The sequence below is a fragment of the Hamadaea tsunoensis DSM 44101 genome (assembly GCF_000428945.1).
Classification (GTDB): domain Bacteria; phylum Actinomycetota; class Actinomycetes; order Mycobacteriales; family Micromonosporaceae; genus Hamadaea; species Hamadaea tsunoensis.
This window is the reverse complement of record NZ_KE386823.1, coordinates 1-26122: the sequence shown is the minus strand read 5'-3', so window position 1 is coordinate 26122 and position 26122 is coordinate 1. Positions and strand designations below refer to the sequence as shown.

At 72.3% G+C, this 26122-nt stretch carries 25 protein-coding genes and 1 pseudogene; 15 read left to right on the top strand and 11 right to left on the bottom strand.

Features of this window, described 5'->3' with window-relative positions; genetic code table 11:
• Positions 1-7 precede the first annotated feature (7 nt).
• Both pafA and G401_RS52085 read left to right on the top strand, forming a co-directional pair.
• Positions 8-1366, top strand: coding sequence for a Pup--protein ligase (gene pafA, locus G401_RS0142080; RefSeq protein ID WP_027347230.1), 1359 nt, complete (start codon positions 8-10; stop codon positions 1364-1366).
• A 78-nt stretch (positions 1367-1444) separates the two neighbouring features.
• Complete coding sequence (locus tag G401_RS52085; protein ID WP_034594847.1) at positions 1445-1663, top strand: hypothetical protein; 219 nt, start codon at positions 1445-1447, stop codon at positions 1661-1663.
• Here G401_RS52085 and G401_RS57435 read toward each other — a convergent pair.
• Both G401_RS57435 and G401_RS58765 read right to left on the bottom strand, forming a co-directional pair.
• A complete protein-coding gene (locus G401_RS57435) occupies positions 1656-2015 on the bottom strand; it encodes a GNAT family N-acetyltransferase (protein ID WP_211240993.1) in 360 nt (119 codons plus the stop codon). The two genes, G401_RS52085 and G401_RS57435, sit on opposite strands and share 8 nt — an antisense overlap.
• 203 nt (positions 2016-2218) lie before the next feature.
• Positions 2219-2536, bottom strand: a pseudogene (locus G401_RS58765) (N-acetyltransferase family protein); the annotation flags it as partial.
• On the opposite strand from G401_RS58765, the gene G401_RS56570 reads away from it, so the two are divergent.
• Positions 2486-3367: a GNAT family N-acetyltransferase gene (locus G401_RS56570; protein ID WP_407636983.1), complete on the top strand. Its 882-nt coding sequence runs from the start codon at positions 2486-2488 to the stop codon at positions 3365-3367. The pseudogene G401_RS58765 and the gene G401_RS56570 overlap by 51 nt on opposite strands.
• Before the next feature lie 108 nt (positions 3368-3475).
• Here the strand turns inward: G401_RS56570 and G401_RS0142060 are convergent, their stop codons facing one another.
• From G401_RS0142060 to G401_RS52075, 7 genes are all read right to left on the bottom strand, one after another.
• Positions 3476-5218 (bottom strand): DNRLRE domain-containing protein, encoded by a 1743-nt coding sequence (locus G401_RS0142060; protein WP_157546842.1) that lies wholly within the window; start codon positions 5216-5218, stop codon positions 3476-3478.
• Positions 5219-5398: 180 nt separating this feature from the next.
• Positions 5399-6175: an ABC transporter permease gene (locus G401_RS0142055; protein ID WP_027347226.1), complete on the bottom strand. Its 777-nt coding sequence runs from the start codon at positions 6173-6175 to the stop codon at positions 5399-5401.
• 10 nt (positions 6176-6185) lie between these two features.
• Positions 6186-6956 carry an ABC transporter permease gene (locus G401_RS0142050; protein WP_027347225.1) on the bottom strand — a complete coding sequence of 257 codons (771 nt, stop codon included), beginning with the start codon at positions 6954-6956 and terminating at the stop codon, positions 6186-6188.
• The gene (locus tag G401_RS0142045; protein WP_027347224.1) at positions 6953-7960 is read right to left on the bottom strand and encodes an ABC transporter ATP-binding protein; all 1008 of its coding nucleotides are present in this window, start codon (positions 7958-7960) and stop codon (positions 6953-6955) included. The genes G401_RS0142050 and G401_RS0142045 overlap by 4 nt, the downstream gene beginning before the upstream one ends.
• Before the next feature lie 229 nt (positions 7961-8189).
• Positions 8190-9161 carry an ArsR/SmtB family transcription factor gene (locus tag G401_RS0142040; protein ID WP_027347223.1) on the bottom strand — a complete coding sequence of 324 codons (972 nt, stop codon included), beginning with the start codon at positions 9159-9161 and terminating at the stop codon, positions 8190-8192.
• A gap of 19 nt (positions 9162-9180) precedes the next feature.
• Positions 9181-10278, bottom strand: a complete 1098-nt coding sequence (locus G401_RS0142035) for a DUF3866 family protein (RefSeq protein ID WP_027347222.1) — start codon at positions 10276-10278, stop codon at positions 9181-9183.
• Positions 10279-10300: 22 nt separating this feature from the next.
• The gene (locus G401_RS52075) at positions 10301-11449 is read right to left on the bottom strand and encodes a cation diffusion facilitator family transporter (RefSeq protein WP_084558204.1); all 1149 of its coding nucleotides are present in this window, start codon (positions 11447-11449) and stop codon (positions 10301-10303) included.
• A gap of 139 nt (positions 11450-11588) precedes the next feature.
• Here G401_RS52075 and G401_RS52070 point away from each other — a divergent pair, with 139 nt between their 5' ends.
• The 7 genes from G401_RS52070 to G401_RS52060 all read left to right on the top strand — a co-directional run bounded on the left by G401_RS52070 (position 11589) and on the right by G401_RS52060 (position 17808).
• Complete coding sequence (locus G401_RS52070) at positions 11589-12680, top strand: helix-turn-helix transcriptional regulator (protein WP_084558194.1); 1092 nt, start codon at positions 11589-11591, stop codon at positions 12678-12680.
• Positions 12677-13645 carry a helix-turn-helix transcriptional regulator gene (locus tag G401_RS52065; RefSeq protein WP_034594875.1) on the top strand — a complete coding sequence of 323 codons (969 nt, stop codon included), beginning with the start codon at positions 12677-12679 and terminating at the stop codon, positions 13643-13645. Before G401_RS52070 ends, G401_RS52065 begins: the two co-directional genes overlap by 4 nt.
• 63 nt (positions 13646-13708) lie before the next feature.
• Positions 13709-13975: a hypothetical protein gene (locus G401_RS0142015; RefSeq protein ID WP_027347221.1), complete on the top strand. Its 267-nt coding sequence runs from the start codon at positions 13709-13711 to the stop codon at positions 13973-13975.
• A 132-nt stretch (positions 13976-14107) separates the two neighbouring features.
• Positions 14108-14371, top strand: coding sequence for a Sec-independent protein translocase subunit TatA (gene tatA / locus G401_RS0142010; RefSeq protein WP_027347220.1), 264 nt, complete (start codon positions 14108-14110; stop codon positions 14369-14371).
• A gap of 74 nt (positions 14372-14445) precedes the next feature.
• Positions 14446-15321, top strand: coding sequence for a twin-arginine translocase subunit TatC (gene tatC, locus G401_RS0142005; protein WP_051368022.1), 876 nt, complete (start codon positions 14446-14448; stop codon positions 15319-15321).
• Positions 15322-15437: 116 nt separating this feature from the next.
• On the top strand, positions 15438-16364 hold the full coding sequence (locus tag G401_RS0142000; protein ID WP_027347218.1) for a diacylglycerol kinase family protein: 927 nt from the start codon (positions 15438-15440) through the stop codon (positions 16362-16364).
• Between the two features lie 139 nt (positions 16365-16503).
• Complete coding sequence (locus G401_RS52060) at positions 16504-17808, top strand: helix-turn-helix domain-containing protein (RefSeq protein ID WP_169734315.1); 1305 nt, start codon at positions 16504-16506, stop codon at positions 17806-17808.
• 61 nt (positions 17809-17869) lie between these two features.
• Here the strand turns inward: G401_RS52060 and G401_RS0141990 are convergent, their stop codons facing one another.
• Positions 17870-18583, bottom strand: coding sequence for an HAD family hydrolase (locus G401_RS0141990; protein ID WP_034594842.1), 714 nt, complete (start codon positions 18581-18583; stop codon positions 17870-17872).
• Between the two features lie 89 nt (positions 18584-18672).
• On the opposite strand from G401_RS0141990, the gene G401_RS0141985 reads away from it, so the two are divergent.
• The 3 genes from G401_RS0141985 (at position 18673) to G401_RS0141975 (ending at position 23032) form a co-directional block, all read left to right on the top strand.
• Positions 18673-21543: a DEAD/DEAH box helicase gene (locus tag G401_RS0141985; protein ID WP_084558192.1), complete on the top strand. Its 2871-nt coding sequence runs from the start codon at positions 18673-18675 to the stop codon at positions 21541-21543.
• Between the two features lie 119 nt (positions 21544-21662).
• Positions 21663-22523 carry an MHYT domain-containing protein gene (locus tag G401_RS52055; RefSeq protein WP_051368020.1) on the top strand — a complete coding sequence of 287 codons (861 nt, stop codon included), beginning with the start codon at positions 21663-21665 and terminating at the stop codon, positions 22521-22523.
• Positions 22524-22738: 215 nt separating this feature from the next.
• Complete coding sequence (locus G401_RS0141975; protein ID WP_027347215.1) at positions 22739-23032, top strand: hypothetical protein; 294 nt, start codon at positions 22739-22741, stop codon at positions 23030-23032.
• Here G401_RS0141975 and G401_RS0141970 read toward each other — a convergent pair.
• Complete coding sequence (locus tag G401_RS0141970; RefSeq protein WP_027347214.1) at positions 23007-23966, bottom strand: winged helix DNA-binding domain-containing protein; 960 nt, start codon at positions 23964-23966, stop codon at positions 23007-23009. The genes G401_RS0141975 and G401_RS0141970 overlap by 26 nt on opposite strands.
• Before the next feature lie 82 nt (positions 23967-24048).
• On the opposite strand from G401_RS0141970, the gene G401_RS52050 reads away from it, so the two are divergent.
• Together G401_RS52050 and G401_RS0141960 are read left to right on the top strand one after the other, a co-directional pair.
• Positions 24049-24390 (top strand): YkvA family protein, encoded by a 342-nt coding sequence (locus tag G401_RS52050; RefSeq protein ID WP_051368018.1) that lies wholly within the window; start codon positions 24049-24051, stop codon positions 24388-24390.
• Positions 24391-24448: 58 nt separating this feature from the next.
• Entirely contained in the window at positions 24449-25885 is a 1437-nt protein-coding gene (locus tag G401_RS0141960; RefSeq protein WP_051368017.1) for an MDR family MFS transporter, read from the top strand.
• Positions 25886-26122 lie beyond the last annotated feature (237 nt).

The following is a 26122-nucleotide window of genomic DNA, read 5'->3' as shown; positions in this document are numbered from 1 at the left end:
TTTGGGGATGGACCGGCGCATCTACGGCATCGAGACGGAATATGGCGTCACCTGCACCTACCGTGGCCAGCGGCGGCTGAGCCCGGACGAGGTGGCGCGCTATTTGTTCCGCCGGGTCGTCTCCTGGGGTCGCTCAAGCAACGTCTTCCTGCGCAACGGAGCCCGTCTCTACCTCGACGTGGGCTCGCACCCGGAGTACGCGACCCCGGAGTGTGACTCGCTGCTCGACCTGGTCGCGCACGACCGGGCCGGCGAGCGGATCCTCGAAGGACTCCTCGTGGACGCCGAGAAGCGGCTGCACGACGAGGGCATCGCGGGCGAGATCTACCTGTTCAAGAACAACACCGACTCCGCCGGCAACTCCTACGGCTGCCACGAGAACTACCTGGTCTCCCGGCACGGCGAGTTCGGCCGGCTCGCCGACATCCTGATCCCGTTCCTCGTCACCCGGCAGCTGATCTGCGGCGCCGGCAAGGTCCTGCAGACGCCCCGGGGCGCGGTCTACTGCCTGTCCCAGCGTGCCGAGCACATCTGGGAGGGCGTCTCCAGCGCCACCACCCGCAGCCGGCCGATCATCAACACCCGCGACGAGCCGCACGCCGACGCCGAGCGCTACCGGCGCCTGCACGTCATCGTCGGCGACTCGAACATGAACGAGATGACCACGCTGCTCAAGGTCGGCTCGGCGGATCTCGTCCTGCGCATGATCGAGGCCGGGGTCACCATGGCCGACCTGTCGCTGGAGAACCCGATCCGGGCGATCCGGGAGGTGTCGCACGACATCACCGGCCGCCGCCGGATCCGGCTCGCCTCCGGTCGCGAGGCCAGCGCGCTGGAGATCCAGCAGGAGTACTTCACGAAGGCCGCCGAGTTCGTGGCGAAGCGTACGCACGACGACGTCTCGAAGAAGGTCATCGAGCTGTGGGGCCGGGTCCTCGCCGCCGTCGAGTCCGGCGACCTCGAACCGGTGTCGCGCGAGATCGACTGGGTCACCAAGCTCCGCACGATCGAGCGCTACCAGGCCAAGCACGACCTGCCGCTGGCCCACCCGCGGGTGGCCCAGCTGGACCTCGCGTACCACGACCTGCGCCGGGGGCGGGGCCTCTACCCGCTGCTGGAGAAGCGCAACCAGGTCGAGCGCGCGGTCAACGACCTGCGGATCTACGAGGCCAAGGAGACCCCGCCGCAGACCACGCGGGCGCGGCTGCGCGGCGAGTTCATCAAGCACGCCCAGGAGAAGCGCCGCGACTTCACCGTCGACTGGGTGCACCTGAAGCTGAACGACCAGGCGCAGCGCACCGTGCTGTGCAAGGACCCGTTCCGGGCCCACGACGAGCGCGTCGACCGGCTCATCGCCAGTATGTGATCTCGCCGGCATGTGACCTTTCCGTGAGGCCGTCGGGCCTGCTTCTGTGATCGGAGCAGGCGTAGGCTCGACGGCATCATGAGCGAGAACCCGATCACCGAACTGCCCCGGCGCCGCCGCGGCCTGCTCGGGCTGCCCGGCAACGAGAAGCCGCGCTGGCAGCGCCGGCAGGAGAAGATCCGCGATGAGATCGCCCGCAACCGGCGCGGCGAGTACACCGTCCCGACCTGGGTCCTGGTCGCCGCGCTGGTGGGCATCATCGGCGGGTTCGCCCTGCTGATCGCCTTCCTCAAGTGAGGTCGAGCGCGTACACCGTCGAGCTGCGGCGTACGCGCATCCCCACCCGTTCGTAGAGGGCCAGCGCCCCGGTGTTCGAGTGCGTCCACAGGGTCGCGCTGCGCAGGCCGCGCTCGTGGAAGGCCCGGAACGACGTCCGCAGCAGCAGCCGGGCGAGGCCCCGGTTGCGCTGGTCCCGGCGTACGGCGAGGCGCTCGATGTAGCCTCGCCGAACTCGGGCAGGTCCGCGATCAGCGCGCCGAGCAGTTCGCCGTCCGGCCCCACGGCCACCGGCGAGCACTGCGGCGCGAAGGTCGGCCGCTCCACGGTCCCCCGGGCCCATTCGGCGTACGCCTTGCGGCGCGACTGCCATTCGTCGAAGGCGTCCTCGATCATCTCGTGCGCGGCGTGCTCGTCGCCCGGCCGGAACGCCCGGACCGTCACCCCGTCCGGCGCGGCCGGGATCTCGGGTGCTTCCGGCAGGTCGATCGCGAGCAGCCAGGACGTGACGTACGGGGCGAAGCCGTGCGCGCGTACGAGGGCGGTCGCGGCCGTGTCCTGGTCGGCGACGGTCTGGACGAGCCGGGCGGCGCCGGTCTGGCGGGCCCGCTGCTCGGTCCAGCTCAGCAGCGCCCCGCCGAGCCCCCGGCCGCGGTGCGCGGGGTGCACGTAGACCTCGGAGCGCCGGTCCGCCCAGGCCCATCCGATGATCGCGCCGTCCTCGTCGGCCACCACGGAATCCAGCGCCGGATCGAGGCCGGGCCGGGCCAGATCCGCCGCGATCCTGTCCACATCGGACTCGACCCGGCCGACCACCGCCTCCTCGTACGCGGCCACCACCGCATGAATCGCGGGGACGTCGGCAGCGGAAACGGGACGAAGGCGTACAGGCATCCGGTTAGTCTCCACCTCATGACGCTGACCGTGGACACCGCCCTGGTGGAGCGGCTCGAACGGGCCGAAGGCGACCGGATCGCGGCCGCCTGCCTGGCCGCCCGGGAACGGGAACCGGCCGCGTTCGCCCGCCCCGTCGCCGCCGGGTACGCCTGCTATGCCGGACCCGGTTCGCCGCTGAACAAGGTCGTCGGACTCGGTTTCGGCGGCGTACCGGCCGAGGACGAGTGGGCCGCGGTGGAATCGGTGTACCGGGAGCTGGGCGCACCGGTGGAGGTCGAGTTCGCGCACCCGGGAGATCCGGCGGTCCGCGACTGGCTGACCGGCCGGGGTTACCGGCTCACCGGCTTCGAGGACGTGCTCGGGCGGGTGCCCGGTGACGTGACGATCTCCGGCGGGCCCTGGCTGTTCAACGACGTGTCCGTCTCGGCCAGCCCGATCGAGGAACTCGACACCTGGCTCGCCACCGTCACCGCCGGGTTCGCCGCGACCCCCGCGTTCTCCCTGGACGCGCTGGTACGCGTACACGTGGATCTGTCGACGCGACCCGGTGTGACGCGCTACCTGGCCTGGGTCGACGGCGCGCCCGCGGGTGGTGGGACGTTGGAGGTGGCGCACGGGCTCGGCGAGTTCGCGGCGGGGGCGACCCGGCCGGAGTTCCGGCGGCGCGGCGTGCAGGCGGCGCTGCTCGCGCGGCGGCTGGCGGACGCGCGGGCGGCCGGGTGCGAGGTGGCGGTCGTGACGACGTCGCCGGGAACGCAGTCGCAGCGCAACGTGCGGCGGGCCGGCTTCGACCTCCTCTACACCCGGGCCCTCCTCACGCTTTCTTGACGGACCCGCTCACTCGCGGGCGGGACTCACGGGCAGACGGGACTCATCGGCAGGCGGGACTCATCAGGCAGGCGGGCTCATTGGTAGGCGGACTCACTGGCAGGCGGCTCACTGGTAGGCGGGGACGAGGTAGTGGGCGCGGTAGTAGGTGTCGGCCCCGTTCGAGCCCGTGGCCGTCTCCGTGCCGCCGGTGAAGAACGTGACCACCGGCGACGAGTCGCCGGCCGCGGCCCACACCTCCATCAGCCCGCCGGTCGCGGGGTCGTCGCCGATGCTCTTGACCTGCCGGTGCCGCTGGACTGCCGCCGCTGAGGCGTAGTCGGCGCACCAGCGCGTACCGACGCCGGCGGCGGTGGTGGCCGGCCAGCCTTCGGGGGTCTGCGCCACCGCGCACGCCGCCGTGCCCGACTTCGACAACTGGAGTACGCCGGCGTTGCTGGTCACCCACAGCCGGTCCGGGTCGGCGTACACCGGCTCGATGTCGTGGCCGTACGCGGGTTTCCCTGCGTTCGCGGCCGTCTGCGCGGGGATGGCGTACTCGGCGATCTGGCTGAGCTCTCCGGTGGCGCCGATCGTCGCAGGGTCGTACGAGTACTCGACCACGCTGCTGTTGCCGACGGCCCACAGCGCGTTGTTCGCCGGGTCGTAGAGCACCTCGTGGGCGCCGGCCAGGGACGCGCCGCCCAGCGGGGCGGGCCTGGTGCCGGTCCAGTTCTCGCCGGCGGCCCTGCTGTAGATCTGCACGAGGTTGCTCTGGCTGAGCGCGACCGCGACGTTCCCGTCCGGCAACAGCTCCACGCCGTGCACGTTGGCGGTCGCCGCCGGCCCGACGTTGATCGCCCACAGCCGCCCGGAGAGCTGCGGATACGGGATCACGCCGACGAACCCCGACGTGCCGTCGGAGACCAGCAGCACCTGGCCCGGCCCGTACGCGCCGCCCGGCCGCAGCTTCGCGTCGGTCCCGCCGCCGTATCCGGGCGCGAGCGTGCCGTCGGTGATCGAGTGGTACGCGTCGGCCGCCCAGCTCTGGTACTTGGCGGTGCCGTTCCAGGCGGACGTGCGGGCCGCGTCGTAGAACTCGATGCTCCGGGTACGCCCGTTCGGCACCGCCACGACGGGATGGGCCGGTTGATAGGTGATCTCCAACGTCGGCGTGTCGTACGCGATCACGCACGGGTTCTGCCCCGACGGCGCGGCCGGGTTCATCGAGCAGAAGTCCTTGTACGCCTGCGTACCCTGTTCGCCCGCGGACAGCCGCAGGCCGCGGTTCGGCAGGACGCCGGAGGCCCAGTCGCGGACCATGGCGGTGACGTCGAGCCGGTGGATCCCGTCGGACGCGTCGGGATCGGTGAAGTCCGGGGTGTCGGGGCAGCCGAGCGCGGCGTTGCCGATGCCGAAGTTCGCCGCCGCCTGGTAGGTGGCGCTGCTGTCGACCGCCGGCTGGTTCGCCCAGGTGATCGTCGACTGGGACCAGGCGGCCGCGACCGGGAACGCGTACATCCACCAGCCGTCGCAGGACCCCGTGTACGAGTTGTACAGCCGCAGCCGGGCATCCGTGATCGTCGCGCCGCGCAGCGCGGACACGTCGAACTGCAGGAAGCTGCGGTATTTCGTGGTGCCGCCGTCGGGCGTACCGATGTGCAGGAAGGCGCCGCCGCTGTGGTCGGCGGCGTCCTTGTTGCTGATGTAGGTGTCCTGGACGCGCTGGACGATCGCGGCCGGCCCGCTCTGCACCATGGGGCTCACCGGCGGGGGAGCGGCCGCGGCGGCGGGTGGCGCGGGCAGCAGCGCGAGCAGGAGGACGCCGGCGGCGAGGGCACCGGGAACCGGGGCTGGTAAACGTTTACGCATCCCGCGATCATCGCTCCCTCCCGACGATCCGTCCACAGTGGCCGCTTCCCGCGCGGCCGCTTCCGGCGCCACCCCTCCCCGACGATCTTGCGCGAATGTCTCGAATTCTGTCCGGTACGCCCGAAAGGCCCGGACATTCGCGCAAGATCGTCGGAGAGAGGTGGCGGGGAGGGGGGTTGTTCAGAGGGTGTCGAGGGAGGCCCGGCGGCGGGACTCGGCTTCGAAGACCTTGAGGAGGACTCCGGCGAGGACGGCGTACGCGGCGCCGATGAGGAGTTCCTGGCCGATCCGGGGCGCGACCGACCCGAACGACGCGCCGTGCACGAGCGACCGGGCCGCCGAGGCCGCGTGCGTCACCGGGATGAAGTTCCCGGCCGCCTGCATCCAGCCGGGCAGGCTTTCCCGGGGCACGTTCGTCCCGCTGAACAGGACCATCAGCGTGACCGTGGTGTTGTTGATGAGCCAGGCGTCCCGGAACCGCAGCGCGAACGCGCCGAGGACCAGGCCGAACGCCGCGCACGCGAGCGCCGCGCTGGCCAGGGTGGCGGCCAGGCCCGGCCAGGCTCCGGCCGGGATCGGCAGGCCGAGCAGCAGCTTGCCCATCACCAGCGTGAACGCGGCGACGAGCAGGCCGTTGCCCGCGTACGGCAGGGCGCGGCCGATCCACGTGAGGGTCCGGCTGCGCGGGGACAGCAGCACGTGGCCCAGCGTGCCGAAACGGCGCTCGTTCAGCACCGCCATCGAGCCGCCGAACAGGCACAGCGCCGACGCGGCCAGCACGGCGTTGCCGACGATGTAGAACCCGTCGTCGGCCACCCCCAGCTGCCGCCCCAGGTACGCGAAGAACAGCAGCTGGAACACCGGGCCGACGAGCAGCGTACCGATGAACATGGCCGGGGTGGCCCAGTTGAACAGGGCGCGATAGGAGATCACGCCGCCGATGGTGAGCAGTCGCATCGCCGCCTCCTCAGGCCAGGGCCAGTGTGGCGGCGGTACGCGCCCGCCGCTCGACGTAGGTCATGGACAGTGCCCCGAGGGCGAAGCAGGCGACGCTGATGCCGAGGCACCAGGCGATCGCGGGCCAGACGGCGCCGCCGGAGGTGGCCTCGTGCACGGCCCGGGCGCCCCAGGTCGTCGGCAGGATGTCGGCCAGCGGCCCGGTCCAGGCCGGCAGGACGGTGATCGGCACGAGCATGCCCGACAGCAGCCAGATCGGGTACTCCAGCGTGTTGCAGAGCGCGTTGGCGTTGCGCATCAGCACGAACGTCGACGCCAGCAGCAGGCCGAACATGCCGAGGCCGAGGACGCACGCCGGTACCGCGGCCAGGAACAGCCACGGGTGGGCGAACTCCGGCCGGATGCCGTAGACCAGCCAGCCCCAGCCGAGCGTGGCGATCATCGCGTACGTGCCGGTGAGGCCGGTCGCGATCGTGATCGGCAGGATCGTGCCGGCGGGATTGCGCGGAGCGAGCATGAGCATCTCCAGGGTGCCCATGAACCGCTGGCGCTGGATGGCGCCGCCGGAACCGAACAGGACCGTCGACCACACGCCCATCAGTCCGGCGCCGACCGCGGCCTCGATCATCCGGTGCGGGGAGTCGGCCGCCCGCAGCAGGTAGACCGCCACGGTCGCCTGCACGATCGGCATGATCATCGCGGTGGCGATCTCGAAGGTGCCCCGCGAGGACATCTTCACCTGCATGATCGTGCCGATCCAGAGCATCCGCAGCGTTCTCATGCGGCCACCAGGCTCTCCCGCGCCGGACCGCCGTCGCCGGACACGATCGCCACGTACGCGTCCTCCAGCGTCGGCTGCCGGGCGCTGACGCGGCCGAGGCGTACGCCGTTCAGGGCCGCCAGCACGTCCGACTGCACGTCCACATCGGACTCCGACTGGACCGTGAGCAGCTGGGCCGCGCCGGACTCCTCGATCTGCACGCCGCGTACGCCGGGAAGGGCCTGCAGGAGCTCGACGGTGCCGGGGGCGACGCCGTACGCCTCGACCTCGACCACCCGGCGGCCGTCCGCGTGGCGCTTGAGCTCGGTGGGGGTGCCGAGGGCGCGCAGCTCGCCGCCCGCGATCACGGCGATCCGGTCGCAGAGTTCGTCGGCCTCGGCCATGTAGTGCGTGGTGAGCAGGACCGTGGTCCCGCCGGCGGCGAGGTCGGCGACGGTCTTGCGCAGGTCGCGGGCGGCGACCGGGTCGACGCCGATGGAGGGCTCGTCGAGGAACAGGACCTCGGGCCGGTGCAGCAGGCCGCGCGCGATGTGCAGGCGCTGGCGCATGCCGCGGGAGTAGCCCTCGACGCGCTCGCCCTCGCGGCCGGTGAGGCCGACGAGCTCCAGCAGTTCGCCGATGCGCGCCTTCTGCTCCCGCGCCGGTACGCCGTACAGCTCGGCGAAGTAGCGCAGGTTGTCCAGGGCCGACAGGCGCTCGTAGAGGCCGCGGTCGCCGCCGAAGACGTAGCCGATCCGCTTGCGTACCTCGCGGGTCTCGCGCACGACGTCGTGCCCGAGCACCCGGGCGGTGCCCGCGGTGGGGATGAGCAGGGTGTTCAGCATCTTGATCGTCGTGGTCTTGCCGGCGCCGTTCGGCCCGAGCAGGCCGAACAGCTCGCCCCGGCCGACCGCGAAGGTCACGCCCCGGACGGCGTCGACCACCGTGGTCTGCGGCCGCAGCCACCCCGTCCGGCTGCGGTAGCTGCGCCGCAAGCCGTCTGCCTCGATCGCATAGTCACTCACGGGGACGGACGGTACCGTTGATCATGGTTTCGCCGAAACGAATTCGGCGCCGGCCGAATGCTGAGCCCAGATGAGGATCAAGCTCGTCAAGATCTTTTATTTCCCGGGTTCGTCGATCTCACCTCCGCTCCTCGCGCGGGAGACCGTTCCGGCCCTGGGGGCCTCCACTGCCAGCACAGTGGGGCGACGCATCCTGCGCCGCGGTCAGGTCGCGCCGCACCTCCGCGTATCAGGCCGCCGCGCGGTGGGCAGGGGTGATGAGGGAGACCATCGCGAGGCCCGCCGGTTCCAGGCCGTACAGCACCCGGCGACCGGCCCGCCGACGCCAGGCGACGCCCGCGGTGACCAGCACCGACAGATGCTCCGAGACCGTGCTCGGGGCGAGCCCGAGCAGGCCCGCCAGCGTCGCGGTCGTCGAAGGGGTCGCGAGCGCCCGCAGCACCTGGGCGCGGCCCTTGCCGAGCAGCAGCGCGAGCCCGTCGCTCGCGCGCGCCGGGCGGTCGTCGGCCAGGACCACGGCGCCGCGCGCCTGGTAGGAGACCGCGATCACGGCGGGGTTCTCGCTGCTGCACATCAGCGCGCCCCGCGAGAAGATCAGCGGGATCAGCAGCAGCCGCCGGTCGGTCCCGGGGATGTCCGCCTCCTCGTGCTTCACCAGCGTCAGGGTGGGCGGCTCCCATCGAACGCGGTCGTGCAGGTCCGCGAGCAGCCGGTCGGGCCCGTCGGTGGCCAGCGCCCGCGCGCGGTTGAGCACCTCCTCGTCCAGCGCGGCGCGCATCCCGCCCCACACCGGCTCCAACGCCCTTTCCCAGTACGCGTGGAGCGCATCGGCCCAGCGGCGTACCTCGCCGGGACGGCGGAACGCGGCGAGGTACGCGCTGTCGTAGCCGGCGAGCCCGGCCTCGATCACGTCGTCCGGGGTGGCCGCCAGCGCCGCGAGTTCGTCCGCTATGGACGGTGTGGCCGACTCCGGGGCCGGGCAGAGGAAATCGGGGAACCGGGCACCGCGTACGCGCCGCAGGACCTCGGCGTGGTCGGCGTACGCGGCCCTGGCCGTCGGCTCCCAGCGGTCGTAGGGGAAGCCGAGGCTCCCCGGGGCGGCCCGGTCGAGGAGGAACAACGAGCAGACGGTCTCCCACAGCGGGGAGATCGCGATACGCGTACGCGCCAGGGTCGGCTCGTCCAGGCTGATCCGGATCACGGGTGCACGCGATCCGGGGTCATGCGCTCAGCAGCTGCGCCGCGTACCGGCCGGCGGCGGCCGCCGCGAGGAAGTACGCGTGGTCCGCGTCGAGCCCGCGGCCCATCGTCGAGAGCTTGACCGGGCTGCGCCGCAGCGCGTCGTCCAGCCCCTCGCACTCGACGGACACGACCCGGTGCCGGTGGGCGAGCGGCGCGACCGCCTCCGCGACCTGCACGGCCAGTCCCCGGGGCAGGCCGGCGGGCACGACGAGATCGGCCGGTGCCAGGGCCACCCGCCCGTACGCGGTCAGGCTGTGGTGCGAGACGCCGCGGTGGCGCGGCCGGGGGTCGGCGTCCGAGATGCGCAGCGAGCCGACCGGCCGCCCGCCGAGCACGGCCGCCGCGTTGACGGCCTCGCCCGCCGCGACGCCGGAGTAGCCCCACGGCGTACCGGTGCCGAGGTTGCCCGGGCCCTGCGCGACGACCGCCACGTCGGCGCCGAGCACGTGCCGGGCCGCCAGCAGTCCGGTGTGGACGGTGACCGCCTCCAGATCGCCGCCGTACGCCTGCCCGACCGTCACCGTCCCGGCGAGATGATCGGCGAGGTCGGAGACCGTCCGGGAGAACCAGCCCGGCAGCGCCCCGCCGTCCGTCATCACGTACGCGACCCGCGCGTCGGGCCGGTCGGCGTGCACGCCCGCGAGGATGGCGGGCAGCGCCGAGTGCAAGTCGGCCACCACGACCGGCATCCCGCCGACGTCCTCGGCCGCGGCCAGGGTCGCGTGGTGCGGGGAGTCCGGCTCGTCGGCCGCCAGGCAGATCGCCTGCATCGGCGTGTACCGGGCCTTCACGATGTGTCCCGGCCCGTGCTCGGGGCCGACGGCGTCCACGGGCAGCCGGTCGGGGAACGCGACGACCAGGGCGTACCCGCCGGTGCCGAGGCCCAGCGCCAGGGCGTTCGTGTTCAGCAGCACCCGGTCGCCGGCCTCGGGTTCGCCGACGAGCCGGGGGTACGCGAGCGCGCGTACCGTCTCCGGGTCGGCCTCGGTACGCCGGTCGACGCGTACGGAGCACTCGACCGCCCCGCGCCAACGCCGCCCGACCGACTCGACTTCACCGGAGCGCCACCTGATCACAGGTGCACAGTAACCGGATCGTTCAGGACCCCTCGGGCGGCGCACCCGGTACGCCGCCGGTGAACCCGCCCGGCGGCCGCCCGGTCGGGTCGAGGAACACGTAGCGGATGCCCTCGTAGCGTTCGCGCAGCCGGCGCTCGGCCTCGTCGGCGGCGGCCTCCACCCGGGCGGCGGTGATCTCGTCGACGAAGTCGGCCTTGGCCGCGACGAGCAGCGTGCCCGGCCCGAGTTCCATGGTGAGCAGCCGGGGGACGGCGGCGATCTCCGGTATGCCGAGCAGGTCGTCGCGGATCCGCTCGCGCAGGCTCTCCGGCACCGACCGGCCGATGAGCAGGGAGACGTTCAGCGTGGTGAGCGTCGCCGCCACCCCGAACAGCAGTACGCCGATCGCCATCGAGGCGATCGCGTCCCACACCGGTGAGCCCGTGAGCTGGGACAGGCCGAGGCCGGCGGCGGCCAGCACGAGACCGACGAGGGCCGCCGAGTCCTCCAGCGTCACGGCGGTCAGCGTCGTGTTGGGCGTGTGGCGCAGGTACACGCGGCCGCGGATGCGAAACCGGCGGGCGCCGGAGCGCACCTGGCCGAGCGCGTTGCGCAGGGACGTGCCCTCCAGCACGAAGGAGACCGCGAGCACGATGTAGTTGATCCAGATGTCGGACAGGTCCTCGCCCGCGATCAGCGTCGTCACGCCGTGCCAGATCGCGAATCCCGCGCCGCCGACGAACGTGAACAGCGCGGCGAGGAACGCCCAGACGTAGGTGGCCTTGCCGTAGCCGAAGGGGTGCTGGTCGTCGGGTTCGCGGTCGCCCTGCCGCAGCGCGGTGAACAGCAGCACCTCGGTGATCGTGTCGGCGAACGAGTGCGCGGCCTCGGACAGCATCGCCGAGGAGCCCGTGAACAGCCCGGCTGCCGCCTTCGCCACGGCGATCCCCAGGTTGGCCAGCCCGGCGATGATCACTGTGCGGAGGCTCTCGGGCTTCGCCCCGTCGCCGCCGGCGGGCGACCGGGCCGCGATACTGCCCGGCTTCGCGATGCTGCCCGGCTTCGCGGCGATGCTGCCCGGACTGCCCGGACTGCCCGGCTTGGCGGCGTTACCCGGCTCCGGAGTGCCGGCCGGTTCCGCGCCGGAGCCGGCGGCGGGCGGTTTCGCGTCCGCGCTTTCGGGGGACATCGCCACAGCGTAATTGTCGCGGCGATTGTCGGCAAAAGAACGCATATGGCGGATTCGGCGGGCGGCCGATCCGAACATCCGTACGATCCGTGGCCGAGCCGGGCGCGACGGGAACGGCGGACGCTGCTAGCGTTGCACCGTGTCACGCAGCCGGACCGAACGACTCGTCAACTTGGTGATCTGCCTGCTGTCCACCCGCAGGTTCCTCACGGCTGCCCAGATCGCCGCGACCGTCCCCGGCTACGAGCACGACCCCGACGACCTGCGTGAACACGAGGCTTTCCAACGCAAGTTCGAGCGGGACAAGGCCGAGCTGCGCGAGCTGGGCGTACCGCTGGAGATCGGGACCGCCAGCATCTTCGACGCCGAGCCCGGCTACCGCATCGCACGGCGTGACTACGGCCTGCCGGAGATCCCGCTCGCGCCCGACGAGGCCGCCGCCGTCGGCGTCGCCGCCCGGCTCTGGCGCCACGCCGGCCTCGCCGCCGCCGCCAGCTCCGGCCTCGCCAAGCTGCGCGCGGGCGGCATCGAGGTCGACGAGCAGGCCACCCTCGGCATCGAACCCGTCGTCGCCGTCGACCCCGCCTTCACGCCGCTGGCCACCGCCGCCCGCGAGCGGCGGGCGGTCGTGTTCGCGTACCGGGTGCCGGAGGACGACAAGTCGAGCACCCGCCACCTGCAGCCGTGGGGCGTCGTCTGCTGGCGCGGCCGCTGGTACGTGGTCGGCCACGACACCGACCGCGGCGCCGCGCGCTGCTTCCGGCTGTCGCGCATCGTCGGCTCGGTCCGGCTGACCGGCGCGCCGGGCGCCTTCACCCCGCCCGCCGACCTCGACCTCATGAGCCACGTGGCCAGCTGGTCCGGCCCCGTCGACCGGTCCCGGTCCGCCCGGGTGCTGGCTCGCGCGGGACGGGCCGCCGGCGTACGCCGCTGGGCCGAGGCGGTCGAGGCCACGCCGGACGGCGACATCCTGACCCTGCGTTACGCGGAGCCGCACGGCCTGGCCGGCTGGCTCGTGAAGTACGGCCCGGACGTGACCGTGCTCGAACCCGCCGAGGTCCGTGACGCCCTGGTGGCCCGGCTGCGTGAGATGGCCGGTGTCGCGGCCGGCCCGGCGTCGGCCGCCCGCGCGGCCGCGGCACAGACTGCCCCGGCAGCGACCCCTGCGGCGGTCCCGGCAGCGGTCCCCACGGTGGCACCGTCCCGGGAGCGGGAGGAGGTCGCGGCGTGACGGCGACTCCGAGCGGCCGACCGGCCACGACGTCGGCCGAGCGCCTGGCGCGGTTGCTGAACCTCGTGCCCTATCTGCTGTCGCGGCCGGGTGTGCCGATCGCGCAGGCGGCCGCCGACCTCGGCGCGACCGAGGCGCAGCTGCGCGACGACCTGGAACTGCTCTGGGTGTGCGGGCTGCCCGGCTACGGCCCCGGCGACCTGATCGACATGGCCTTCGACGGCGACCGGGTGACGATCACCTACGACGCCGGCATCGACCGGCCGCTGAGGCTGACCCCGGACGAGGCGACCGCCCTGGTGGTGGCCCTGCGGATGCTCGCCGAGACGCCCGGGATCGCCCAGCGGGACGCGATCCAGCGGGCGCTCGCCAAGATCGAGAATGCCGCCGGCGAGTACGCCGACGCGCCCATCGCCGTGCAGTCCCCGGGCGGCGACGACCGCCTGGCCACGGTGCGGGCCGCGGTGGAGAGCGGGCACGCGCTGCGCATCACCTATTACTCCGCGACCCGCGACGAGACCTCCGAGCGCGTCGTCGACCCGTTGCGCGTGATCATCGCCGAGGGGCGCTCCTATGTGGAGGCCTGGTGCCGCCGCTCCCAGGGCGTACGCATGTTCCGGGTGGACCGCATCGACGCCCTGACCGAGCTGGACGAGGCCGCCTGCCCGCCGCCGCAGGCGCGCACGGCCGCGGAGATCTCCCGCGTCTTCCGCCCGGCCCCGGAGCTGCCCTCGGTGACGGTCCGGATCGGCCGCGGCGACCGCTGGATCACCGAGTACTACCCGGTCGACCGGGTGGAGGAGATCACGCCCGAGGAGTGGCTGGTCACCCTGCGGGTCAGCGACCTGGACTGGGCTCGGCGGTTCGTGCTGGGCCTGAGCCCGGGCGCCGAGGTCGTCGCCCCGGCCGAACTGGCCGACTCGGTGCGCGCCGCCATCCTGGAGACCCTCGCCGCGTACGCGTGACGGTGCCACGGCCCCGACCCCGCTTGCCGGGAAGTCCGGCCGGGTGTGCGGTACGTTTCTCGCGTGATCGGGTGGATTGTGCTGGCCGTTGTCGTCGTGAGCCTTCTCGTACCGGGACTGGCGGTCCGGGCCGTTCTGCGCCGGCTGCCCGCTCTGCAGCGGGTCCAGATCGATCTGCAGCGACGATTGATCGAGGCCCAGAAAATCGGCGAGCGCGCAGACGGGTTGCGCGAAGAAGCCGAAATATTGCAGGCGAAAATTGCGATCACTCAGGCGCGGATCACAACCATTACCGCGAAGGCCCGCAAAAAGGAACAAACGGCTGGTTGACGGGGGTGCGCCGGATCATCAACACTTCATCCGCCGGAGGTGCCGCCGTCACAGGTGGACGTGGCGATCCGGAGAAACGCACGTAGGATGGGGCCCGACACGCCCCTCAACTTGATCAAATTGGAGCACGACATGGGCGCCCTCAAGCCGTGGCACATCATCCTGCTGGTTGTTGTGATCGTGGTCATCTTCGGCTCGAAGCGGCTGCCTGACGCCGCCCGCTCGCTGGGCCGTTCGATGCGGATCATGAAGGCCGAGACCAAGGGTCTGATGGAAGACGAGAAGGCCGAAAGCAACCTCGCCGAGAAGGCCGATGCTCAGGCCGCGCGCCAGCCGCTCGCCGGTGACGTGCAGCAGCCTGTCGTCGACCCGGTGCAGCGCGTCGCCGACCGCTGAGCCAGTCCGGCGTGACTACCCCGGCACGTCGGCGCAAACAGCCGACGCAGTTCCAACGCGCCTCCGACGGCTCGATGACTCTCGTCGAGCACATCCGGGAGCTGCGTACCCGGTTGTTCCGGGCGAGCATCGCGGTCCTCATCGGGTTCGCGATCGGCTTCTACTTCTCGCAGAAGCTCTTCGACTTCATCCAGATCCCGTACTGTGACCTCAACCTGAGCGGCGACGGCAAGTGTGCCTTCCTGCAGCTGAGCGCCACCGACGGTGTCATGATCAAGTTGAAGCTGTCGCTCTGGGCGGGGCTCGTCGTCTCGGCGCCGGTCTGGCTGTACCAGCTGTGGGCGTTCATCGCGCCGGGCCTGCACAAGCACGAGCGCCGGTGGGCCTACGCCTTCGGCGGCATCGCCGGCCCGCTGTTCATCCTGGGCGCGACGCTCGCGGGCGCCGTCCTGCCGAAGAGCCTGCACTTCATCCTGGAGTTCGGTGTCACGACACCGCAGGCCCTCGAGGTGACCAGCTACATCTCGTTCGTCACGAACCTGGTGCTGCTGTTCGGGCTCTCGTTCGAGTTCCCGGTGCTGCTGCTGCTGCTGAACTTCGCGGGAGTGGCCACGGGCAAGCGCATGCTCGGCTGGTGGCGGGTCGTCATCTTCGTCTGCTTCGCGTTCGCGGCGATCGTGACCCCCGACCCGAGCCCGTTCGGCATGACGCTGCTGGCGACCTGCCTGTCCCTGCTGTACTTCCTGGCCGTCGCCGTCGCGCTCATCAACGACAAGCGCCGGGCCCGCAAGCGCAGCAAGGAGTACGGCGACCTCGACGACGACGAGGTCTCGGAACTGGACTACCACCCGGACAAGATCGAGGCCTCCGAGCCGATCGCCGCGCCGGCCCCGGTCCAGGCGCCGACACCGGTCGAGGAGCGGCGTGACCGCTGGGACGACATGACGTAGGCCGGTCCCGCACGACAGCCGGTCCAGCACGACGCATCAGCCCGCATCACCACCGGTGGTGCGGGCTGATTTCCTTCCCGTCACGCGGAGTGCATACTCACTCCACTACGACAGGGATGGCTCCCTACGACAGGGATGGCGGACGAGTGGAACGCATCGCGGTGCTGGTCAACCCGTCGGCGGGCCGTGGACGGCAGGCCGGCGCGATCGACGGTGTCCTGGCGGCTCTGGGGCCGGGTGCCGAGCGGCTGACCGCGCGTACCCCCGAGGAGGCGCGACAGGCGTGTGCGGCCGCCGTCGCCGACGGCGCGGACGCCCTGGTCGCCGTGGGCGGGGACGGCACGATGAACCTCGCGTTGCAGGCGGTGGCCGGGACGGGTGTGGCGCTGGGCATCGTGCCGGCCGGCACGGGCAACGACGTGGCCGCCTGCCTGGGCCTGCCCGCGGACCCGGTGGCCGCGGCGCGCGCGATCGCCACCGGCCGCACGCGCGCGGTGGACCTCGCCCGCATCGAGGCCGCGGCCGGCGTGCGCTGGTCGGCGGGGGTGACCGGGCTCGGGTTCGACACTTTGGTCAACGACCTGGCCAACCGGATGCGCTTCCCCCGCGGCCCGCGCCGCTACGACCTCGCCATCCTGCTGGAGCTGGCCCGGCTGAGGGCCCGCCCCTACCGGATCACGATCGACGGTGGCACGGGCGATGGCACAGGGGAGGGCGAGACCTTGGAGTTCGAGGGCGTGCTCGCCGCCGTCGGCAACACCGCCCGCTACGGCGGCGGCATGCGGATCTGCCCGGCCGCCGACCCGCACGACGGCCTGCTCGACCTCGTCTACGCCGTACGCGTCTCGCGCCTCACCCTCATGCGGATCAAGCCCCGGGTGTACGCCGGAACGCACGTCGAGCATCCGGCCGTCCACAGCCGCCGGGGCCGGACGATCACCGTCGAGAGCCCGGGCATCACCGCGTACGCCGACGGGGAACCCGCGTTCGCCCTGCCGGTCACGATCACGGCGGTACCGGGGGCGCTGACCCTTCTGGGCTGAATCCTCCCGGCCGGCCGCGGGCATCTTCGCGGCCGAGGTTCGGCGCCGACAAGATCGTCGCATGCGAATGAGTCGCCCGGACGGGCGATGACGGATGGTTGATGCTTGCCACCGCCATAAGCCGCCTACCGTGAGTCCTGTGACGGGAAACGAGCCACGCCGTGCCGCCGTGCCGCCGGTCGCCGAGTCGCCGGCCACGTTCGGCGGGCGGCTGCGACTCGCGCGTACGCGGGCCGGGGTCAGCCTGGGGCGCCTCGCCGAACTGGTCCGCTACAGCAAGGGCCATCTGGGCAATGTGGAGGCCGGTGCCAAGCAGCCGAGCGCCGACCTGGCGAAGCGGCTGGAAGGCGTGCTCGGCCTGCGCGGCGAGCTGGTCAGCATGGTGCCCGCCTCGGCCGCGGGGCCGTCGGCGGGGTCGGCACCGTCCGGACTCGGCGACCAGTGGACCCTGCGGCTGGCGGCCGACGGGCACCTGGAGTTCACAGCCCGCGATCCGTCCGAACAGGACAGTACCGTCGCGTGGTCGGTCGGCGCCCCGATCTCGGCTCCGCCGCCCGGCGGCATGGCGGTCTTCGGCGGCCTGCTCGCCGAGGCCCGCCGGATGGGCCAGGTGCTGCCGCCGGCCGCGATGATCCAGCTGCTCGTCCCGCAGGCCAACACGGTACGCGCGGCCGCCCTCGCCGCCGCCGGCCGCGACCGGGAGGACGGCTTCCGGCTGGCCGCCCGCCTGGTCGAGTACATCGGCTGGATGGCGCAGGAGAGCGGGGACGACCGGGCGGCCGCCTGGTGGACGGATCAGTCCGTGGCGCTCGCCCGGGCCGCCGGCGACGAGGAACTCGTGACCTACGCCCTCGTACGCCACGCCGAACTGGCCCTCTACCAGGAGAACTTCGCCGACGTGCTCGCGTACGCGCAACGGGCGCAGACGCCGCGGGCGAGCCGGCGGCTGCGCGAGCTGGCCACCCAGCGCGAAGCGCAGGGGTACGCGCTGGCCGGCGACGAGACCGCCGCCCTGGGAGCGCTCGACCGGGCGCGCGAACTCGCCGCCACCGCCGAATGCGGGATCCCCCTCGGCAGCTCAGCACCCGGCAACATGGCCTTCGTGACCGCGTGGACCCTGCACGAGCTGGGCCGCTACCGGGAGGCCGCCGACGCCCTCGCGGTGGAGTACGCGAACGTCAGCCCGGACTCGCACCGCGTACGAGCGCGGTTCGGGGCGCGGCTGGCGCTGTCCACGGCCTGCCTGGACGAGCTGGAAGCGGCGTGCGCGATCGCCGAACCCGTGCTCGCCGTGATCAACGGGGTCGACTCGGCCACCGCCCGGGCGGATCTGCGCAGCCTCTACCGGGCCCTCAACCGCGTCCGCGGCCACCCTCGCGTACGCGGGCTGCTGCCGTCGTTCGCCGAGGCGCTGCGCAGCGCCAAGACGCGGACCCGCCGGTGAGCTGTCGAACAGTGAGCAGCCGAGCAGTGAGCAGCCGAGCAGCGAGCAGCCGGACGGTGCGTCACTCCATCGACGGGAAGGCCAGGTGCAGGGCGGCGCTCAGGCCGTTCGCGGTGCCGGGGTTCGCCGCGGGCACGATGAGCGAGCGCAGGCCGGCGTAGACCGCACCGGCGTCGGCCGGCGTGTCGCCGACCATGAGGGTGCGTTCCGGCTCCGCGCCGAGCATCGCGCAGGCCCGGTAGAAGATCTTCTGGTCCGGCTTGATCAGGCCGACCTCGTACGACAGGATCGCCGGCAGGTCGCCGAGCCCCCAGGCATGCAGCAGCGGGCGGATGTCGAAGCCGATGTTGGAGATCACGCCGACGGCGACCCCGGCGGCCAGCAGCGCCTTGATCGTCGGGACGGCGTCGGGGTAGACCACCCAGCCCTCGGGCGCCAGGATCCGCTCGTAGACCGCCTCGGCCAGCCCCTCGTGGTCCGTCTGCACCGTCCGGGCCAGTCCCACGTACGCGGCGCGGTGCGCGTACTCGGACAGGTCGCGGTCGGCCCACACCTCGGCGAGGTGCGGCGGGATCCGGATGTCACGGGTGATACCGGGCAGCCCGCCCGCCGTGGCGAGGCGGTCGGCGAGCACGGTGAGCCTGCCGCGGTCCAGCGCCACGCCGAGATCCACCAGCGCGGCGCCGACCCAGGTGACCGGATCCTGCGTCATCGCGAGGGTGCCGTGGAAGTCGAAGAGCACGGCGTCGAGGCGGCGATCGGGCGTTACAGGCACCAGTGCACGATACCGTCCACGCCGCGCGGACCTGCGTTGCCGTGGATACCTTGGTGCATAGTGTCGGCCCCAGGAACTAGGCTCGACTCATGACGAGCCCCGGCGAGCCGCCCAGCCCCGCAGAGCGGCCCAGCCGCACCGAGCGGCCGAGCCCGTCCGAGCGGCCGAGCTTCAGCGAGCCGCCGAGCCTCACCGAGCAGCCGAGCCTCACCGAGCAGCCGAGCCCGTCCGAGCGGTACGCGGCGTCGCGGCGCCGGTCCGCCTTCCCGGCGCTGGCCGACTTCACCGCCGGACTCGAGTTCCAGCTGGACGACTTCCAGCAGCGCGCCTGCGAGGCGTTGGAGCGGGGCTCCGGTGTCCTGGTGTGCGCGCCCACCGGGGCGGGCAAGACCGTCGTCGGGGAGTTCGCGGTGCAGCTGGCCCTGCGCGAGGGCCGCAAGTGCTTCTACACCACCCCGATCAAGGCGCTGTCCAACCAGAAGTTCCACGACCTGGTGCAGGTGCACGGCGCGGCCAAGGTCGGCCTGCTCACCGGCGACAACGCGATCAACGGCGACGCGCCCGTGGTGGTCATGACCACCGAGGTGCTGCGCAACATGCTCTACGCGGGCTCGTCCGCCCTCGCCGGACTGTCCTATGTGGTCATGGACGAGGTGCACTACCTCGCCGACCGGTTCCGCGGCGCGGTCTGGGAAGAGGTGATCATCCACCTGCCCGAGACGGTGAACCTGGTCTCGCTGTCGGCCACCGTGTCCAACGCCGAGGAGTTCGCCGACTGGCTCGTCACCGTGCGCGGCCAGACCGAGGTCGTGGTGAGCGAGCACCGGCCGGTCCCGCTGTGGCAGCACATGCTGGTCGGCAAGCGGATGTTCGACCTGTTCCACGACGCCGAGGCGGCCCGGTCCCACGAGGTGCATCCCGAACTGCTGCGCCACACCCGCGAGGTGGGCCGCCGGATGGACGCGGGCGACGGGCGCGGCCGCGGCCAGCGCGGCCGCCGGCAGCTGGTGCACCGGCCGGAGATCGTCGACCGGCTCGACCGCGAGGGCCTGCTGCCCGCGATCGTCTTCATCTTCAGCCGGGCCGGCTGCGACGCCGCCGTCCAGCAGTGCCTGCAGGCCGGCCTGCGGCTGACCAGCCCGGACGAGCGGGCCCAGATCCGCGACATCGTCGAGCGGCGGATGGCCTCCGTGCCCGGGGAGGACCTCGGCGCGCTCGGCTACTGGGAGTGGCTCGACGGCCTGGAGCGCGGCCTGGCCGCCCACCACGCGGGCCTGCTGCCGCTGTTCAAGGAGATCGTCGAGGAGCTGTTCGTCCAGGGCCTGGTGAAGGCGGTCTTCGCCACCGAGACGCTGTCCCTGGGCATCAACATGCCGGCCCGCTGCGTCGTCCTGGAACGCCTGGTCAAGTACAACGGCGAGGCCCATGTGGACTTGACGCCGGGGGAGTACACCCAGCTCACCGGCCGCGCCGGGCGCCGGGGGATCGACGTCGAGGGGCACGCCGTCGTGGTGTGGGGCCCCGACGTGGACCCGCGGCACGTGGCCGGGCTCGCGTCGACGCGTACGTATCCGCTGCGGTCGAGCTTCCGGCCGTCCTACAACATGGCCGTCAACCTGGTCGGCTCCGTCGGCGCCGACCGCGCCCGCGACCTGCTGGAATCGTCGTTCGCGCAGTTCCAGGCCGACCGTTCGGTCGTCGGCGTCGCGCGCCAGGTGCAGCGCAACATCGAGACGATGGACCAGTTCGGCCGGGAGGCCACCTGCCACCTCGGCGACTTCGCCGAGTACTTCGCGCTCCGGGTGGCCATCGCCGACCGCGAGCGGCACCTGGCCCGCCAGTCGCAGCAGCACCGCCGGGCCGAGGTTGCCCGGTCGCTGGAGGCGCTCAAGCCGGGCGACGTGATCCGCGTACCGTCGGGGCGCCGGGCGGGGCTGGCCCTCGTCCTCGATCCCGGCGTCGGCGGGTTCGGCGAGCCGCGTCCGCTCGTCATCACCGAGGACCGCTGGGCGGGCCGGCTGGCCGCCGGGGAGTTCCCGGCCGCGGTCGAGGTGCTCGGCCACCTGCGCCTGCCGAAGCACGTCAACCACCGCAACCCCGCCGAGCGCCGGGACCTCGCGGCGGGCATGGCCGCCCTGGGCCTGGAACACGGCCGGGGCGGGCGCCGGGGCCGGGCCAAGTCCAACAGCGGCGAGGACGAGGAGATCCTGCGGCTGCGCCACGAGATGCGCAAGCACCCCTGCCACGCCTGCCCCGAGCGGGAGGACCACGCCCGCTGGGCCGAGCGGCGGCACCGGCTCGAACGCGACACCGACCAGATGCGGGAGAAGGTCGCCAGCCGGACGGGGTCGCTCGCGCGTACCTTCGATCGGGTCTGCGCCCTGCTGGCGGCGCGTGGCTACCTGGCGCCGGACACGAAGGCGCTGCACGGCGGCGGCGTGACCGACGCGGGCCGGATGCTGGCCCGGATCTGGACCGAGGCGGACCTGCTGGTGGCCGAGTGCCTGCGCAACGAGGTCTTCGACGGGCTGGGCCCGGCGGAGCTCGCGGCGACGGTGTCCGTGATGGTCTACGAGGCGCGCCGGGAGTCCGAGGACCGGGCGGCACTGCCGCGCGGGCCGGTGACCGAGGCGATCGAGGAGGTGCTGCGCCTCTACCACGGTCTGGTGGTGGACGAGCGCGAGCACGGCCTGGCCCTCACGCGGGAGCCGGATCTCGGTTTCGTGTGGCCGATCTACCGCTGGGCGCGCGGCGAGCCGCTGGCGAAGGTGCTGGCCAGTGTGGCCGGACTGGACAGTGAGCTGCCCGCCGGCGACTTCGTACGCTGGGCGCGCCAGGTGGTCGATCTGCTGGGCCAGATCGGTGAGGCCGCCGGTACGCCGGACGGTGTGCGTACCGCCGCCCGGCAGGCGATCAACCTGATCAACCGCGGTGTTCTTGCTTACACCTCGGTCGGATGACCTGGTTCTACGTAGATAGTCCCTGGTCAGATGCCTGATCGGCTGAGGCGACGAAGCCGATCAAGCTGCTACCGTGCCTCGGGCCGTCATGACGATCGGCCCAGGTAGGAGCAGTCCTCATGCACGGCGTCCATCACTTCGCGTATGGGCCGATCACCCCGATCCTCGCGTACACGCTCTCGGTTCTCGGCTCCCTGCTCGGCCTCACCTGCACCGCGCGGGCACGCAAGCTGCCGCCGGGCGTACGCCGCGCCGGCTGGCTGCTGCTCGCCGCCTGGGCGATCGGCGGGACGGCCATCTGGACGATGCACTTCATCGCCATGCTCGGCTTCGGCCTCGAAGGCACGAACTCCCCGGTCCTGTTCAACGTGCCGCTCACGATCGCCAGCGCGGTCATGGCCGTCGCGGTGGTCGGCATCGGCGTGTTCATCGTCGGCCTGGGGCGGCCGAGCGTACCGCGGGTGATCTTCGGCGGCTTCTTCACCGGCATCGGCGTGGCGTCCATGCACTACATGGGCATGGCCGCGCTGCGTGTCGACGGCACCGTCACGTACGCGCGCAATCTCGTGATCGCCTCCGTCGTGATCGCGGTCGCCGCGGCCACGGCGGCGCTCTGGTTCACCGTCGTCGTCTCGAAGCCGGGCGTCATCTTCGCGTCCGCCCTGCTCATGGGCCTCGCCGTGTGCGGCATGCACTTCACCGGCATGGCGGCCGTCTCGGTGACCCCGTCGCCGGTCTCGCACGATCAGTCGGGCGCCACGGCCGGCACCATGCTGCTGCCGATCATCGTCCTCGTCGTCCTCGTGGTGGTCGCGCTGTTCTACGCGCTGCTGTCCGAGCCGAAGGAGGACGACACCGCCGCCCGCGCGTTCCTCGCCCGCCAGCAGGCCGAGCGGGCCGCGGCGGAGGAGACGATGCGCCCGGCGTTCGGCGGGACCGCCGCGACCCAGGCCGTCGGGTCGCGCCGCCGCCGCGGCTGAGGGACACCTCCGCGCTCGCCACGATCCCGTTTGGATCAGGGAAATCACCCGAATCTTGGGCCAAGATTACGTGGCGATCGCTGATCCAAACGGGATCATGGGCGTCTTCCCGCGGGATCGTGGGGGTTCAAGATCGTGACGGAGACGGCGGGCATCCGACAGTCCGGCGCGTCAGCCTTGACCCCCCGCCATGCCCGTTTTCTAGGCTGCGTCCCATGGGCTTTGGGCGACACTTCGGGCGAGACTCTGGGCGAGACGACGTCAGGACGCCGCAACAGATCGCCGAGCACCGGCGGGTCGGCCGGTGGGCCGGCGACGTCGACGGCACGGCACTCGAACTGCACATCACCACGAACCATCTCGGCGCCTGGGAGATCCGCCTGCGCGAGCCCGGCGGCCGCCAGGTGACCCGCTGGTTCGACGGCCCCGAACAGGCCCACACCTACGCCGCGAGCGTGTTCGCCGCGGGCGCGTGGCGCCGGGTCAGCTCCGCCACCAGTCCCGGTTGAGATCCTCGACCTCCGCCGCCAGCCCGGCCGCCGGCACGTCCGCCCAGGCGTCGACGCTCACCGTCATCTCGCCCTTGCGCCTGCCCGTGCCCTGCGTACGCGTCCAGGTGCCGGCCACCATGCCGTCGACCAGCACGACCGGCTGCAGGAAACCGCCACCCCGCTGCACCTTCCCGGCGTACGCGGCGGGGAGCGCGAAGGTCCGGTCACGGTAGCCGAGCAGGTAGGGGTCGAAGTGGCCGAGCAGCTTCACCCCGGGCACCGGCGACGCATCGTCCTTCGCGGAGTCCTTTGTGGAGGCCTGATCCGGCAACGCCTTCCGGGCCACCGTCAGCGGCAGGCCCGACCAGGCGGCGAAGTCCTCGGCGGAGGCCGGCCCGTACCCGGTGAGGTAGCGGCGGCCCAGCTCACCGGCCAGGTCGTCGGGCACCTTCCGGCCGGCCGGGATACGCCGGAACTCCCCGTCGATCTGGCAGAGCTCCCCGGTCATCCCCGCGTACGCGAGCAGGTGCGCCCGTGCCTGCCCGGCCGGGACGCCCACCTCGGCGGCCACCGCCAGCAGCTCGTCCCGCGTGGCCGGCAACCGGTCGACGAGGGCGCGTACGCCCGTGCGCAGCAGAGCGTCGGTCAGGCCGAGCCGGGCGCGCCGGCCGGCGTACCCGGCCGCGTGGCGGGGGCCGAGCAGGTCGACGAGCCAGTGCAGATCCTCGGCCGCCACCAGGTGCAGCGTCCCGCGCATGGTCCACGCGATCCCGACGTCCGCCAGCCGGCCGGAACGGGCCCGAGTGCGTACGGCGTACTGGGCGATCCAATGATCCTGAGCCTGCAGGCCGACGAGCCGGCGGACGACCGCGAGTCCGTCGCCCGACGGTGAGCTGAGCCCTTGGGCCTTCATGCGTGCGGCTGCGGTTGCGCGAGCGGCGAGCGGGTCCACCGTCCCAGATTATTCGTCGTACGCGGTGGGTATCTTGCTGCCTGAGTGTTGGGGTTCTTCTCAAGATCGGGAAAGGGACCGGATGTCGCGGCAAGCCTGGATCGTGCTCGGCGTGATCGCCGCGCTCGTCGCCGTCGTCACGCTGATCGGCGCGATCCGCCTCATCGTCCGGCTGGTCGGCGTCAAACGGGCGCTCGGTGCGGCCGGCACCGGCGGCAAGGTGGCGTTCTGGGGCGCCCTGGCCTACACGATCTTCCCGATCGACATCCTGCCCGACCCGATCTACCTCGACGACATGGCCGTGCTCGGCGGGGCGCTGTTCTACCTCACCAAGCTGCTGCGCAGCCAGAAGATGCAGGAGCAGGTCATTCCGAAGGCCCGGGCGGCGGCACGCGACGCCCTGGAGCGCCGGCGCGGCCGGTAGACGGTCAGGTAGGCGACAGGTAGATCTTCCCCCGTAAGGGGCGACTAGGATTTCGTGCATGACGCTGGCGGAGCCCGAGTCGGATCGCGAGACCTCCCGGCCGCGCGACGGCGTGGGCTTCCGCTCCGAGCGCGGCCCGATCCTCATCGCGCTCATGCTCTCGGTCGGCCTGGTCGCCATCGACTCGACGATCATCGCCACGGCCGTCCCGTCGGTCGTCGCGGACCTCGGCGGCTTCGCGCAGTTCCCCTGGCTGTTCTCCGTGTACCTGCTGGCCCAGGCCGTGTCGGTGCCGGTGTACAGCAAGCTCGCCGACCTGTTCGGGCGCAAGCCGGTCATGCTCTTCGGCATCGGCCTGTTCCTGCTCGGCTCCATCCTGTGCGGCTTCGCGTGGACGATGGGCGCGCTCATCGCGTTCCGCGCGCTGCAGGGCATCGGCGCCGGGGCGATCCAGCCGATGAGCCTCACCATCGCCGGCGACATCTACTCCGTGGCCGAGCGCGGCCGGTTCCAGGGCTACATGGCCAGCGTCTGGGCCATGTCCGCGGTCATCGGCCCCACCCTGGGCGGCGTCTTCTCCGAGTACGCGAGCTGGCGCTGGATCTTCTTCGTCAACATCCCGCTGTGCCTCGTCGCCGGCCTGACCCTGCTGCGCAACTTCCGGGAACGGATCGTCCGCAGCCGCCACACCCTCGACTACGTGGGCGCGGGCCTGCTGACGGGCGGCTGCACGCTACTCATCCTCGGCCTCCTCGAAGGCGGCGAAGCCTGGTCCTGGGCGTCGGCGGCGGGCATCGGCGTACCGGCGGCCGGCATCGTGCTCCTGATCGCCTTCGTGTACGCCGAACGCCGCGCCGCCGAGCCGGTCCTGCCGCTGTGGGTCTTCCGGCGCCGGGTGATCGTCACCAGCAGCCTCGTCTCCCTGGGCATCGGCGCGGTGCTCATCGGCCTGACCTCCTACGTGCCGACCTTCGTCCAGGAGGCCCTCGGCACCGGCCCGCTCGTCGCCGGCTTCGCGCTCGCGACCCTCACCATCGGCTGGCCGATCACCGCCTCCCAGTCCGGCCGCGTCTTCATGCGCTTCGGCTTCCGGACGACGGCCGTGATCGGCGCCGCGCTGACCGTCGTGGGATGCGTACTGACGGCCCTGCTGACCGGATCCTCCACAGTGGTGGCCGTGGGCGTCGCGTGCTTCGTCGTGGGCGCGGGCCTCGGCTTCACCGCCTCGCCCACCCTGGTCGGCCTCCAGACGACGGTCGGCTGGGCGGAACGCGGAGTGGTCACCGGCACCAACATGTTCAGCCGATCGGTCGGGAGCGCGGTGGGGGTCGCGGTGTTCGGGGCGATCGCCAACGCGGTACTGCGGGACGGATCGTCGCCGGCCGCCATGGCGCGAGCGACCCACCACGTCTTCCTCGGGGTCACCGTCGTATCGGTCCTGGTGCTGCTCGCGGTCCTGGCCACCCCGAAGGTCCCGCTACCGCCCTCCGAGTAGCCCCACCCTTCCGCCCTCACCCGTCCCGCCACCGCCTCCGTCCCGCTGGCCGCGTCAGCAGGGGTTTGCGACGATCTTGCGCGAATGTCCGGGCCTTTCGGCTTCCTCTCAACCGGTCGGTGCAAGTGGGTCGTTGACCTTCTTGGTGCTGGCTGGTTGAGAGGGGTCGCGGGTGGCGAGGGCTCATGTGCTGACGGCGGATTTGCGGTTGGTGATCGAGAATCTGTGGCGGCAGGG